The organism is Phenylobacterium sp. (assembly GCF_028290885.1).
Lineage (GTDB): Bacteria > Pseudomonadota > Alphaproteobacteria > Caulobacterales > Caulobacteraceae > Phenylobacterium.
In genome coordinates, this window is record NZ_JAQGIZ010000104.1 from 1 (window position 1) to 11,977 (window position 11,977).

The following is an 11,977-nucleotide window of genomic DNA, read 5'->3' on the forward strand; positions in this document are numbered from 1 at the left end:
CGGGGATGGTCTCGACCTTGGCCGAGCCGCCGTCCGCCGCCGCCTTGAAGACGGTGGGCCTGACGGTGATCACCTTCTTGGCGTCGGAGGATTGCACGGTCTCCAGCGCGTTGCCGGCGTAGATCGGCCGCACGAAGGTGTTGGCGTCGATGACGTCGACGATCTCGGAGATCTGCGCCACGTCCAGCCTGGCGGCGATGCGCGGGCTGAAGTTCTTGCCCTGGCTGGTGGCCGGCGTGAGCACCGCGTCGTAATTGGCCATCAGCGGGACGACGAGCGCTTCCATGCTCTCCGCCAGGCCTTCGCCCAGCTCGGGGCTTTCGGCCAGCAGCACCTTGCGCACGCCGGTGATCTTGGCGGCGGCGTCGGCCACGGCCTTGGCGCCCTGGCCGGCCACCAGCACGTCGACGTCGCTGGACAGCTTCAGCGCCGCGGTCACCGTCTTTTCGGTGTTGTCCTTCAGCGTCGCATTGTCGTGGTCGGCGATGACGAGAACGGCCATCAGAGCACCCCCGCTTCGGTTTTGAGCTTGGAGACCAGGTCGGCGGCGGTCTCCACCTTGATCCCGCCCGCGCGCTTCGGCGGTTCGGTGACCTTGAGGACCTTCAGGCGCGGCGCCGTGTCGACGCCGAGCGAGGCCAGTTCCCTGACCGCCAGGTCCTTCTTCTTGGCCTTCATGATGTTCGGCAGGCTGGCGTAGCGCGGCTCATTCAGACGCAGGTCGGCGGTGACCACGGCGGGCAGGTCGACCTCGAGGGTCTGCAGGCCGCCATCGACCTCGCGGGTCACCTTGGCCTTCGAGCCCGCGACCTCGATCGCCGAGGCAAAAGTCGCCTGCGGCCAGTCGAGCAGGGTGGCCAGCATCTGGCCGGTGGCGTTGTTGTCGCCGTCGATGGCCTGCTTGCCCATGATCACCAGGTCGGGGCTTTCCTCGCCGATGATCGCCTTCAGCACCTTGGCCACGGCCAGGGGTTCGAGGTCCTCGGTGGTCTGCACCAGGATCGCCCGGTCCGCGCCCATGGCCAGCGCGGTGCGCAGGGTCTCCTGCGCCTGTTGCGGGCCGATGGAGACGGCCACGACTTCGGTGGCGACGCCTTTTTCGCGCATCCGCACGGCCTCTTCGACCGCGATCTCGTCGAAGGGATTTATCGCCATTTTCACGTTGGCGAGATCAACGCCGGTTTGGTCGGGCCTTACCCGCGCCTTGACGTTGGAATCAATGGCCCGCTTGACGGTGACCAGGACCTTCATGGGTTGCTAGCGCCTCAAATATGCATTTGCGGAAAATTCGGTCGAGGCGGGCAATAGCCGTTCCGGCGCGCTTTGCAAACCAGGGGGCCTTCGCGGCGCCGCAATTCGGCCCGGTCCGGCGGCTAGCCAGCGCCGCCCCCGATCCGTTAAGAAGACCGCTATGAACCCCACTATCGAGCGCCTGAAGCTGATCTTCCTGGGCATTTTCGCCGTGGCCAACGTCGGAATCCTGATCTGGACGGTGGGCTGGGCGATGCCCGAGCAGAAGTGCCTGGAGGGCCATAAGTGGTGGGACGGCTACCAGCGGGTCTGCGCCCAGCCGATCCTGACCTCCGACCTCACCGGCCGGATGATCACCGATCCCGCCGCCCGCGCCGCGGCGCTGAAGGCCATCGGCCGGGCTCCGCCGCCGGCCCCCGCTCCGGCGAAGCCTTAACGCGTCGCGCCGGACTGCCAGAACACTTCGGCCGCGCCGCGGTCGTTGGCATGGCGCGCGGCGACGAACAGCAGGTCCGAGAGCCGGTTGAGGTAGCGCAGGGCCGGACCGCTCACCGGCTCGCCGGCCTCGACCAGCCGCACGGCCTCGCGCTCGGCCCGGCGGCAGACCGTGCGGGCCAGGTGCAGGGCGGCGGCGGCCGGCGTGCCGCCCGGCAGGATGAAGGAGGTGAGCGGCGGAAGCTCGGCGTTCAAGGCATCGATCTCACCTTCCAGGCGGGCCACCTGGCCGTCGAGGATCCGCAAGACCGAGCCGGGCGCTTCGTCCGCCTTCGCCGGCTGGGCCAGGTCCGCGCCCAGATCGAACAACTCGTTCTGGATGCGGGCCAGGATGGCGTCGAACGCCCCGGCGTCTGCCGTGTGGACGCGGGCGAGGCCCAGGCAGGCGTTGGTCTCGTCGACGGCGCCGTAGGCTTCCACGCGCAGGTCGGCCTTGCTCACCGGAGCTCCGGTCGCCAGCCGGGTGGAGCCGGCGTCGCCGGTGCGGGTGTAGATGCGATTGAGCGTCACCATGTGGCGGTCAATGCCTGGTCCGCCACCAGACCGCGCCCATCAGGACGGCGATGGCGATGGCCTGCATGACTACCCGCAGGCGCATCAGCTTGTTCGAATAGGAGCGGCCGAAATCGCCGCCTCGGAACAGGGCGTAGATGCCGAACGCCAGCACAATGGCCACGGCGGCCAGCGCGAGGGGGATGAGGTAGCTGAAGATGTCCATCGGGTTCGATCTTATTTCACGTCGGGGTTGCGGACCACAGCCAAGCAGGCTATGGGCCGAACCCAACAGTTGGTGAGCGTGTTCAACGAGCTTAATTCGTTGAAATGGTCGAAATTCGGCCCCACTCAGGGCACATCGCGGAGAGCAAGCTCCTCCAAGAGTCCGACTAACCCTCCCAAGTTACTCTGCTAACGCCCGATTCGGTCATTAGCAGATCAAGTAACTTGTTTTATGAACACGTTCACCGAACTGTGCTTCCTCGCACGGTCGGGGACAAGCTGGAAAGGACGGCCTAGGCCGCCGGCTAGAAATGATGCACGTCGCTGCGATCCAAGCCGCTGAAGAAAATGTAATGAAGGCGCCCACGCGCCGGGCCCTCGCCAAACAGCAGACCCGCGCCAAGGTGTTGGCCGCCGCGCGCCGCCTGTTCAGCGAACAGGGCTACGAAGGCGCCACCATCCGGGACATCGCCGCCGCCGCCGGCATGTCGACCGGCGCGGTGTTCGCCAATTTCGCGGACAAGTCCGACCTGTTCCGCGAAATCATGATGACCGACATGGTCGCGCTCGCCAGGGCGATGCACGAGGCGGCCAGCCACGGCGACCGCGTGGACGACGCGATCTTGCGGGCGTTCACGGCCGGCTACGCCTTCTACCAGACGCAACTGCCGCTGGCCCGCGCGGCGTTCAGCGTCGGCTGGTCGATGCAGGATGGCCCGGCGCTGCGCGGCGCCCCGCCGGCGCAAGCGCTGCGTGACCTGATCGCCGACCAACTGGCGCGCGCCGTAGAGCGCGGCGAGCTCAGCAGCGACGCCCAGGGCGCCCTGCGGGCCGACATGCTGTTTGACGCCTACCTGTCCAACTACCCGCAGGCGATCTTCGAGAACTGGACCCTCGATGATCTGCGGACCCGCGCGCGCGGTCAGATCGGCATCCTGCTGGCGGGCCTGCGGAGGGACTAGTCCTCCCGGCGTGCTATGATCAGCCATGACCCCGCCGGAAAACCACCCGCGCCCCGATGAGGCGACAGCCGGCGCCTCGGTCGCGCAGTTTCCGGCCGTCGTGGCGCGGCCGCGCGTCACCCGCCAGACGCGGAAGAGCGAGACCCGCAACCGGGTGATCAAGGCCGCGCGCGAGCTTTTCGACACCCAGGGCTACCAGGGCACGACGATCCGCGACATCGCCCGCCACGCGGGCGTGTCCGTGGGCAGTGTGTTCACCACCTTCGCCTCCAAGGGCGATGTGCTGAGCCAGGTGATGCAGGACCGGCTCGACGGGCTGTATGCCGAGCTCGACCGTGTGATGCCGCACCTGCGCGGCGCGACGCTCGAGCGGCTGCAGACGATGTTCGCCATCCACTTCGCCTTCGAGGTCCGGCACACGCGCCTGTTCCTGGCCCATATCGCCGCGGCCTACGACTGGACCCTGCCGTCCACGGCCCAGCCGATGGGCGCAAATCCGCGCCTGCAGGCGATCATCCGGGACTGCCTGGCCAAGGGCGTCTGCGAAGGCGACGTCGATGGCGCGATCGAGTTCCAGGAAACCATCGACCTGCTCATGGCCGCCTACGCCTGGGTCTATCGGCTGGCCGCGCGCGACGACGCGGACGCCCCGACCATGACCGAGGTCATGGACCGCCAGATCGCCTTGATCGCGATGGGCTATACGCCGCGAAAACAGCAGGGATCGTCCGGTTCGGGGGGATAATCGGCGCTCAATTCGCGCCCTCGAGCAGGCGTCGGGCGATGACCTGGGCCTGGATCTCCCCGGCCCCTTCGAAGATGTTGAGGATGCGCGCGTCGGCCAGAATGCGGCTGACGGGCTGCTCGACCGCGAAGCCGGCGCCGCCATGGATCTGCACCGCATTGTCCGCCGCCGCCCAGGCGATGCGGGCGGCGACCAGCTTGGCCATGCCGGCTTCGAGGTCGCAGCGGCGGCCCTCGTCCTTGGCCGAGGCGGCGAACCAGGCCAGGCGCCGGGCGCCCAGGACCTCGGCGGCCATCATGGCGAGCTTGTTGGCCACCCGCGGGAACCGCGCGAGGGGTTCTCCGAACTGCCGCCGCGCAAGCGCATAGTCGAGCGCCAGGTCCAAGGCGTTCTGCGCCACACCAATGGCGCGGGCCGCGGTCTGGATGCGGGCGGATTCGAACGTCGCCATCAGCTGGGCGAAGCCCTGGCCTTCCTGTCCCCCCAGCAGGTTCGCGTGCGCCACCTCGAAGCCGTCGAAGGCGATCTCGTATTCCTTCATGCCGCGATAGCCGATCACCGCGATCTCCCCGCCGCCCATGCCCGGCGCCGGGAACGGATCGGCGGTCGTCCCGCGCGGCTTTTCGGCCAGCAGCATCGAGAGCCCGCGGTGGTCCTTTGAGGCCGGATCGGTGCGGACCAGCAGGGTCATCAGGTCGGCGCGCGCGGCGTGGGTGATCCAGGTCTTGGCGCCGGTGACCCGCCAGACGTCGCCGTCGCGCACGGCGCGCGTGCGCAAGGACCCGAGGTCCGAGCCCGCCTCCGGCTCGGTGAACACCGCCGTCGGGATGATCGCGCCCGACGCCACGCCCGGCAGGAACCGCTGCTTCTGGTCTTCCGTCCCGTGGGCCAGCAGGAGCTCCGCGGCGATCTCCGAGCGGGTGCCGAGCGAGCCCGTGCCGATGTATCCGCGCGACAGGGCCTCGGTGACCACGCACATGGCGACCTTGCCAAGCCCCGAGCCGCCCCAGGCCTCCGGCGCCGTCAGGCCGAAGACGCCGAGCGCGCCCATCTCCTCGATCAGCGCCATGGGGATCAGTTCGTCGCGCAGGTGCCAGCCGTGGGCGAAGGGGGCGATCTTCTCGGCGGCGAAGGCGGCGAACTGGTCGCGCACCGCCTCCAGGGTCTCGTCCAGCCCGCTGGCCTCCAGCGACGGCCGGCCCCGCGCCTGGTCGAGCAGGTCGACGATCCGCGCCTTCGCCGCCGGCGAGGCGCCCGGCCGCAGGCGCGCGATCACCGGGGTGAGCCGCGGGGCCTCGACGCCCAGGTCCGCGGGCCGGAACACCTCGCCCTGGTTCATCGGCAGGCCGCCGGCCAGCTGGCTCAGATATTCGTGCGCCAGGAGCTGGGCGGGGAGCGCCTCGGCCTCGCCGAACCGGCCCTCGGACGCCAGCGCCCGGGCCCAGGCCGCCGTCTGGCGCAGGGTCTCGGCATAGGCCGCCGCCCAGGCGAGCCCGTGGGCGACGTGCTGCTCGGCGTCGAGCGCCGCGCGGTCGAGCCGCCCACCGGGCCGCACCCGCGCCGCCACCGCGTCCTGCAGCTCGGCGACCAGCGCCCAGGCCTCGCCCGCGGCCAGGTCGAGGAGGTCGGGCAGATCGGGCAGAATGAGGCTCATCGGGACCGACTATAGGCGAAGCTTGCTTTGCGTGGCTTCAGGCGGCTCTGCTGCCGCGCAGAAAAAGAAGGAGGTCTCGCTCATGCTCGTCGTCCACCACCTCAACGACTCGCGCTCGCAGCGCATCCTGTGGCTGCTGGAGGAACTGGACGTCCCCTACGAGATCAAGCCCTACCAGCGCGACGCGACGACCCGGCTGGCGCCGCCGGAACTGAAGGCCGTCCATCCGCTCGGCAAGTCGCCGGTGATCACCGAGGACGGTCACACGATCGCCGAGTCCGGCGCCGTCGTCGACTATATTGTCCGCAAGCACGGCGGCGGACGCATGGCGCCGCCCAGCGGTGCGGCCGACTTCGAAAAATATAACGAGTGGCTGCACTACGCCGAGGGCTCGGCCATGCTGCCTCTGATGCTCAACATGTACGTCATGCGCCTTGGCGAGGCCGGCGCGCCGCTGCATCCGCGCATCCAGGACGAGATGGCCAACCACCTGGGCTATGTGAACCAGTCGCTCGAAGGCCGCGACTGGCTGATCGGCAAGGACCTGACCGGCGCCGATATCCAGATGAGCTTCGTGGGCGAGGTCTGCGGCGCCTTCGGCCAACTCGACCGCTATCCCAACATCAAGGGTTGGGTGGAGCGCTTCCAGGCGCGGCCAGCCTATGCGGCGGCGCTGGAAAAGGGCGGGCCTTATAACCTCGGCCCCCGGAAGTAATCGCCTCGCCCCCGGCGAAGCCGAGAGGGAGAGGCGATCACTCAAAGGCGGGAAAATCGTCGTCCAGCAGGCCGTCGAGGAAGTCGAAGACGGCGGCTTTGGTCAGCGCGTGCGGGATGGCCGAGAAGTGGTCGCAGCCGGCGACAGCGACCGCATGGCCGTTCGGGAAGATGCACGCCAGGGCCTCCGGGTCGCCCGCGCCGGTGTCGCCGTGGCCGGCCACGACCAGCACCGGCATGGGCAGCGCCGCCAGGGCGTCGCGGGCGAAGGGCGGGTTCTTCACCCGGGTGACGGCGGCCAGGGCCCGGCGGTCCTCGCCCTGTTCGTCGGCGAACTGGCGGAAGCTCCGCAGCATCGGTTCGGCGATGGTCGAGGGATCGTCGACCAGCATGGCGTCGGCCATCGGCTCGCCGGCCACGCTAGGGGAGGGCTCCAGGAGCTTGCCGCCCACCCCGCCCAGGATCAGGTTCGAGACCCGCTCGGGCGCAGCCAGGGCTACGGCGAGCGCCGTGCGCGTGCCCATGGAATAACCGAAGAGGTCGGCGCGCAGGACGCCGAGCTGGTCCATCAGCGCCAGCACGTCGCCCGCCAGCTTCTCCCGCCGGTAGGCGTCCGGGTCGTAGAGCTTTTCGCTTTCCCCGTGGCCGCGCTGGTCCAGCGCGATCACCCGCGTCCGCCGCCGCTCGAAGGCGCCGTACCAGCCGGTGCGCTTCCAGCCCTCGCTGCGGTTGGAGGCGAAACCGTGGATCAGGACGATGGTGCGCTCCACGGGGGCGGATGGGCTGAGGTCGTCATAGGCGATCCGCACGCCGTCCGAGGTGAAGCTGGCCATGCCCGACCCTAAGGGGCCTGCCGCCCTCGCTCAAGACGTCGGCAGTCAGGGCGGCTCGCCGGTCCACTCCCAGTGCCAGGGCTCGAACGGGTAGGGGACGAAGCCGAAGCGGTCGGCGTTGGCGACCAGCCAGCGGTAGGTCGGCGTGCCGCTCATGAAGCGGCGGTTGGCGTCGGCGCTGGAGTCCGGTCCGAAGCCGGGCGCCTGACCGACGTAGACGTCCATGGCCAGCCCCGTGCGGTGCGCCGAGCAGGTGGCGCGCACGAGGCCGTTGCAGTTGCTCTCGCTCACGCAACGGGCGGCGTCGGAGGCCGGGCTGCGGTAGCCGGAGAAGATGGTCAGGTTGCGGGGATCGGCGGCGATCCGCGGGTCATCGGCCCGGGCGGCGGCGGCCATCCGGCGGTAGGCGGCCAGCGCGCCGGGGCGAAGCAGGATCGCCTTGCCGGCGTAGCCTTCCGCCGGCGTCGCCGCGGCGAGCGCGCCGTCCGCCGGCGGGTTGGGACACACCCGCTGGGCGCTCAACTGCACGAAGGGGCGGCGGGTCTGGATGACGCCCTTCAGGCGGCCGAAGACGGATGGGTTCATGGTCCCGTCGGCCGGCAGGCGCTGGACCCCCTGCCAGGCGGCGAGCGCGGCGGCGAAGCCGGGCGTCTGCGGCGCGCAGGTGGTGCGCAGCTCGCGGGCGATCAGGGGGACGTAGGAGCTCCAGCCGATCTCCGTCCGCCCGAACGGCGCCCAGACCAGCGTGTCCAGCGAGCCGGCGTTGGCCCGGGCCGCGTCCGCCGGGCCGACGGCGCAGACGGAGGCGGCCTTCGCGGGCGGCAGCGGCTGCGGAGGCGGAGGCGGCGGAACGGGAGCGACGGGGATCGGACGTGGTGTTGGCGCAGGCGTCGGCGCGCAACTGGTCACACGCAGCGCGAGGAGGCCCAGGACGACGACCGCCACGGCCAAGGCGCCCAGGAACCGTAGCGCTTCTGAAGGTTTGAACCTCACGCCGCCGACTAACGCGCGGCGCCGGTCAGAGGTCCATGATGAAGTTCCGCAAGGCGGCCCTGTTGGCCGGCGCACCCCTCCTGATGCTGGCCGCCGCCTGCTCCGATCCGAATGCCACGCAGACGGCCGCCGCCGCCGAGCCGCCGCCCGCAGCCGAAGCCAGCGTCGTCGCCCCGGCTCAGCCGGTCCCGGCGCCAGACGTGCATCCCGAACCCCTGGAGGTCCCGCCGATCGAGCCGTCGGTGTCGCCGGTGGCGCCGGAGATCGACACCGCCGACTGGACGGCCGAGGCGGTCACCCCGCGGGCCAGGCGCAACGCCCTGCTGCGCGCCGAGGTGCTGCTGGCCCGCGCCCACTTCTCGCCCGGCGTCATCGACGGCCAGGACGGCGGAAACCTGCAGAACGCCATCGCCGCCTTCGAGTCCGCACACGGCATGCCGGTGGACGGCAAGATGGACGAGCAGGTGTGGGCGGCGCTCGCCAAGGATGCGCGGCCGGCGCTCACCGACTACGTCATCACCGCCGAGGACGTGAAGGGCCCGTTCCTGGCCAAGATCCCCACCGACATGGCGGAGATGGCCAAGCTCGAAGCGCTCGGTTTCACCAGCCCCGCGGAGGAGTTGGCCGAGCGGTTCCACATGGACGAGGCGCTGCTGAAGGCCCTCAACCCCGGCGTCAACTTCGGCGTGGCCGGCGCCCGGATCGTGGTGGCGGCCCTGGGCCCCGACAAGCTGCCCGGCGCGGTCACCCGCATCGAGGTCGACAAGACCAAGCGACAGGTGCGCGCCTACGGCGGCGACGTCCTGCTGGCGGTCTATCCGGCCACGGTCGGCTCGAGCGAGCGCCCGGCGCCGCAGGGCGAATGGGCGGTCCGCACCGTCGCGCCCAATCCGACCTACACCTACGATCCGTCGCGGCTGACGTTCGGCAAGGCCTCGAACGGCAAGCTGACCATCAAGGCCGGCCCGAACAATCCGGTCGGCTCCACCTGGATCGACCTCACCGCGGACACCTACGGCATCCATGGCACGCCGGACCCGCGCCTCGTCGGCAAGACCGCCAGCCACGGCTGCGTGCGCCTGACCAACTGGGACGTCCGCCAGCTCAGCCAGGCGGTGAAGAAGGGGACCGTGGTGGCGTTCGTCGGTGTGGAGCAGGACAAGGCGCCGAAGGCCGCCGCCGGCTAGATACTTTCTCCGCACCGGGGGAAGACCTAGCTGCGCCACTTCAGCGTGGCGGCCTCCACCGGGTTGGCGAAGGGCCGTCCCTCGCGGCGGCTCGCGGTCCACTCGCGCTTCAGCTGCTGGTACCACTTGGCCTGGCGGTCGGCATCGTCGATCCACAGCAGCGACGGGTCGTACTTCAGCCCTTGGTTCTGCAGGTTCACCATCTCGCCGTCCTGGCGCAGGAACGCGCGGGCCCCGGCGGCGATGAACGGTTTGAGGAAGAAGAAGGCCGGGTGGTCGGACCAGACGATCTGGGTGATCCGGGTGCGAGTTTCGGTGACTGGGGTCAGGCAAGTCAGCGACAGCACCTGGCGCTTGCCGACCGTCACATGCTCCCAGCGCATCCCGGGGATGCGGAAGGTGATCTCGGTGAACGGCTCGCCCCCCAGGATGGCGTAGGCCCGCGAGTTCTTCGACGGCTCGTGGCGGACCATGGCGAAGCCCTGTTCGCGGGGCTCGAAGCGCTTGGCCTTCTCGTGCTGGCTATGCTTGGAGCGCCACCACCACTGCTGATGCACGTAGGGGCCGTGCGCCGGGTCCATGAGCCCGACCACGGCGTGGTCGATGTGGGCGTCGAAATCCATGCGGTCGACCAGCTTTGGGGCGCCGCCGACCACGCCCTCGAACAGCAGCGGCGGCTCGGTGGGTTCGCCAAGTCCGCGAGGATCGGAGCCGACCCAGACGAACACCAGCCCCTGGCTCTCGGCGATCGGATAGCGCCGCACGCGGATGCGGCTGACGTCCATCGCCTGCTCCGCCACCAGCGACGGGATGGCCGCGCAACCGCCGTCCGCACGGAACCGCCAGCCGTGATAGGGGCATTCCACGGTCGTGGAGCCCGACGCCTCTTGATGAAAACGCCCGGCCGACAGCGGGGCGGCGCGGTGCGGGCAGATGTCGCGCAGGGCGAAGAGCTCGCCCTTGTTGGAGCGGCCGAGCAGCACCGGCTCGCCCAGCAGCTCGTGGCGCGCCAGCTTGCCGGGCTTGAGGTCGCTGGCCAGCGCGGCGAAATACCAGATGTCGGTCAGGAAGCCCTGGCCGAACTTCGCCTCCGTCCGCGCGGTTCTGGTGTCGCCCTCGGCCATGGGGAGGTTCTAAGGCGGGTCGCAGCTCGACGCCACTTCGACGAGGTCGGGGCCTGCACCGCCTCTCCCTCTCGCTGCGCGGGGGAGAGGCGCGTCAGCCCGACGACCGGTCCTAGACGAGCCGCAGGAAAGCCGCCGACCAGGGGGCAAGGCCCACTGAGGCGCCGCGCAGGTCGGCCTCGCCGGCGGGGAGGTCCAGCAGGGCGGCGCCTTCCAGGGCCGGGTCCGAGGCGACCTTCGGCTCGCCACTGAGGTTGAACAGGCAGGCGATCGCCTCGTCCCCGTCGCGGCGCACGAAGGCCAGCACCGGTTCGGCGACGTCCAGGAACTCAAGGCTCCCCGCGGTCATGGCCGGCGAGCCCTTGCGGAAGGCGATCATCGCCCGGGCGAAGGCCAGGTTGGACTCCGGGTCCGCCTCCTGCGCCTCGACGGTCAAGGCGGCGTGTTCGGGCGCGGCCGGCAGCCAGGGCGTCCCGGTCGTGAAGCCCAGCGCCGGGCCGGGCGCCCACGGCATCGGCGTGCGGCAGCCGTCGCGGCCGCCTGAGTATGGCCAGTAGAGGTCGCCGACCGGATCGCGCAGCTGGCCGCGGGTAAGCGCCGCCTGCGGCAGGCCGAGCTCCTCGCCCTGGTAGATCAGGGTCGTGCCCTTCAGGCTGAGCAGCAGGGCGAACAGCAGCTTCGCCAGCTCCGGCGGGGCGTCCTCGCCGCCGAAGCGGCTGACGGTGCGCGGCACGTCGTGGTTGGAGAACGAGATGGTCGGCCAGTGCGCCGGATAGGCGCCGAGCGTCGCGTAGTGGTCGTGGATGAACGCCGGCGAGAGCTTGCGGGCGAGCAGCAGGACGAAGGTATAGGCCGAGTGCAGGCCCTCGGTCGGCGAGAGGTCGGCGCCGCAGCGCTCCTCCTCCTCGGAAAACTCGCCGAACACGAAGCGGTCGCCCCCGTCCTTGCCGCCATGGGCCTCCACCCGGCGGCGGATGACCTCCAGGGTCTCGACGTTCTCCGGCAGATTGGAGTCGTGAAGGTGCCGCTGCAGATTGCCGGCGTGCGACCAGTCGTACCGGGTGCGTGTCGCCATGGGCACGGGCGGATTGGGCGTCAGCGCCGCGTCGTGCAGGAAGGTCCCGGCCACGTCCAGGCGGAAGCCGTCCACCCCCTTGGCCAGCCAGTGGTCGAGCACCGAAAGCGCCGCCTCCCGCGCCGCGTCGTTGCGCCAGTTCAGCTTGGGCTGCTGCCTGAGGAACTTGTGGTGGTAGTGCTGCCGCCGCGCCGGCTGGTAGGCCCAGGCCGGGCCGCCGAACACCG

The 11,977-nt window shown here is 70.3% G+C and carries 13 protein-coding genes and 1 pseudogene; 5 read left to right on the forward strand and 9 right to left on the reverse strand.

Features of this window, described 5'->3' with window-relative positions; all coding sequences use genetic code 11:
* Together JWP28_RS07365 and JWP28_RS07370 are read right to left on the reverse strand one after the other, a co-directional pair.
* A pseudogene (locus JWP28_RS07365) lies at window positions 1-502 on the reverse strand (electron transfer flavoprotein subunit alpha/FixB family protein); the annotation flags it as partial.
* Entirely contained in the window at window positions 502-1,251 is a 750-nt protein-coding gene (locus JWP28_RS07370; RefSeq protein ID WP_299541615.1) for an electron transfer flavoprotein subunit beta/FixA family protein, read from the reverse strand. The gene JWP28_RS07370 and the pseudogene JWP28_RS07365, both read right to left, overlap by 1 nt.
* Before the next feature lie 160 nt (window positions 1,252-1,411).
* Here JWP28_RS07370 and JWP28_RS07375 point away from each other — a divergent pair, with 160 nt between their 5' ends.
* The gene (locus JWP28_RS07375) at window positions 1,412-1,687 is read left to right on the forward strand and encodes a hypothetical protein (protein WP_299541617.1); all 276 of its coding nucleotides are present in this window, start codon (window positions 1,412-1,414) and stop codon (window positions 1,685-1,687) included.
* On the opposite strand, the gene JWP28_RS07380 is transcribed toward JWP28_RS07375, so the two are convergent.
* Together JWP28_RS07380 and JWP28_RS07385 are read right to left on the reverse strand one after the other, a co-directional pair.
* Window positions 1,684-2,259 (reverse strand): cob(I)yrinic acid a,c-diamide adenosyltransferase, encoded by a 576-nt coding sequence (locus JWP28_RS07380; RefSeq protein ID WP_299541619.1) that lies wholly within the window; start codon window positions 2,257-2,259, stop codon window positions 1,684-1,686. The two genes, JWP28_RS07375 and JWP28_RS07380, sit on opposite strands and share 4 nt — an antisense overlap.
* A gap of 7 nt (window positions 2,260-2,266) precedes the next feature.
* Window positions 2,267-2,464 (reverse strand): twin transmembrane helix small protein, encoded by a 198-nt coding sequence (locus JWP28_RS07385; protein ID WP_299541621.1) that lies wholly within the window; start codon window positions 2,462-2,464, stop codon window positions 2,267-2,269.
* Between the two features lie 352 nt (window positions 2,465-2,816).
* Between JWP28_RS07385 and JWP28_RS07390 the strand changes: the two genes are divergently transcribed.
* A complete protein-coding gene (locus JWP28_RS07390) occupies window positions 2,817-3,425 on the forward strand; it encodes a TetR/AcrR family transcriptional regulator (RefSeq protein WP_299541622.1) in 609 nt (202 codons plus the stop codon).
* A gap of 25 nt (window positions 3,426-3,450) precedes the next feature.
* Window positions 3,451-4,170 (forward strand): TetR/AcrR family transcriptional regulator, encoded by a 720-nt coding sequence (locus JWP28_RS07395; protein WP_299541624.1) that lies wholly within the window; start codon window positions 3,451-3,453, stop codon window positions 4,168-4,170.
* 7 nt (window positions 4,171-4,177) lie between these two features.
* Here JWP28_RS07395 and JWP28_RS07400 read toward each other — a convergent pair whose 3' ends face one another.
* A complete protein-coding gene (locus JWP28_RS07400) occupies window positions 4,178-5,824 on the reverse strand; it encodes an acyl-CoA dehydrogenase family protein (RefSeq protein WP_299541626.1) in 1,647 nt (548 codons plus the stop codon).
* Between the two features lie 82 nt (window positions 5,825-5,906).
* Here JWP28_RS07400 and JWP28_RS07405 point away from each other — a divergent pair, with 82 nt between their 5' ends.
* Window positions 5,907-6,539, forward strand: coding sequence for a glutathione S-transferase (locus JWP28_RS07405; RefSeq protein WP_299541628.1), 633 nt, complete (start codon window positions 5,907-5,909; stop codon window positions 6,537-6,539).
* A 37-nt stretch (window positions 6,540-6,576) separates the two neighbouring features.
* Here JWP28_RS07405 and JWP28_RS07410 read toward each other — a convergent pair whose 3' ends face one another.
* Both JWP28_RS07410 and JWP28_RS07415 read right to left on the reverse strand, forming a co-directional pair.
* Window positions 6,577-7,371, reverse strand: a complete 795-nt coding sequence (locus JWP28_RS07410) for an alpha/beta hydrolase (RefSeq protein ID WP_299541630.1) — start codon at window positions 7,369-7,371, stop codon at window positions 6,577-6,579.
* A gap of 45 nt (window positions 7,372-7,416) precedes the next feature.
* Complete coding sequence (locus JWP28_RS07415) at window positions 7,417-8,316, reverse strand: M15 family metallopeptidase (protein WP_299541631.1); 900 nt, start codon at window positions 8,314-8,316, stop codon at window positions 7,417-7,419.
* Window positions 8,317-8,399: 83 nt separating this feature from the next.
* Between JWP28_RS07415 and JWP28_RS07420 the strand changes: the two genes are divergently transcribed.
* A complete protein-coding gene (locus JWP28_RS07420) occupies window positions 8,400-9,551 on the forward strand; it encodes a L,D-transpeptidase (protein ID WP_299541633.1) in 1,152 nt (383 codons plus the stop codon).
* Between the two features lie 26 nt (window positions 9,552-9,577).
* Here JWP28_RS07420 and JWP28_RS07425 read toward each other — a convergent pair whose 3' ends face one another.
* Together JWP28_RS07425 and JWP28_RS07430 are read right to left on the reverse strand one after the other, a co-directional pair.
* Window positions 9,578-10,675, reverse strand: coding sequence for an aromatic ring-hydroxylating dioxygenase subunit alpha (locus tag JWP28_RS07425; RefSeq protein ID WP_299541635.1), 1,098 nt, complete (start codon window positions 10,673-10,675; stop codon window positions 9,578-9,580).
* A 112-nt stretch (window positions 10,676-10,787) separates the two neighbouring features.
* Window positions 10,788-11,977: alpha-amylase family glycosyl hydrolase (locus tag JWP28_RS07430; RefSeq protein ID WP_299541637.1), on the reverse strand; the 1,190-nt coding region annotated here is incomplete at its 5' end.

Excerpts from the sequence above, each read along its gene's own strand:
- JWP28_RS07420 (WP_299541633.1), top strand. The coding sequence starts at position 8,400 with ATGATGAAGTTCCGCAAGGCGGCCCTGTTGGCCGGCGCACCCCTCCTG.
- JWP28_RS07405 (WP_299541628.1), top strand. The coding sequence starts at position 5,907 with ATGCTCGTCGTCCACCACCTCAACGACTCGCGCTCGCAGCGCATCCTG.
- JWP28_RS07425 (WP_299541635.1), bottom strand. The coding sequence starts at position 10,675 with ATGGCCGAGGGCGACACCAGAACCGCGCGGACGGAGGCGAAGTTCGGC.
- JWP28_RS07400 (WP_299541626.1), bottom strand. The coding sequence starts at position 5,824 with ATGAGCCTCATTCTGCCCGATCTGCCCGACCTCCTCGACCTGGCCGCG.
- JWP28_RS07395 (WP_299541624.1), top strand. The coding sequence starts at position 3,451 with ATGACCCCGCCGGAAAACCACCCGCGCCCCGATGAGGCGACAGCCGGC.
- JWP28_RS07380 (WP_299541619.1), bottom strand. The coding sequence starts at position 2,259 with ATGGTGACGCTCAATCGCATCTACACCCGCACCGGCGACGCCGGCTCC.
- JWP28_RS07370 (WP_299541615.1), bottom strand. The coding sequence starts at position 1,251 with ATGAAGGTCCTGGTCACCGTCAAGCGGGCCATTGATTCCAACGTCAAG.
- JWP28_RS07410 (WP_299541630.1), bottom strand. The coding sequence starts at position 7,371 with ATGGCCAGCTTCACCTCGGACGGCGTGCGGATCGCCTATGACGACCTC.
- JWP28_RS07385 (WP_299541621.1), bottom strand. The coding sequence starts at position 2,464 with ATGGACATCTTCAGCTACCTCATCCCCCTCGCGCTGGCCGCCGTGGCC.
- JWP28_RS07375 (WP_299541617.1), top strand. The coding sequence starts at position 1,412 with ATGAACCCCACTATCGAGCGCCTGAAGCTGATCTTCCTGGGCATTTTC.
- JWP28_RS07390 (WP_299541622.1), top strand. The coding sequence starts at position 2,817 with ATGAAGGCGCCCACGCGCCGGGCCCTCGCCAAACAGCAGACCCGCGCC.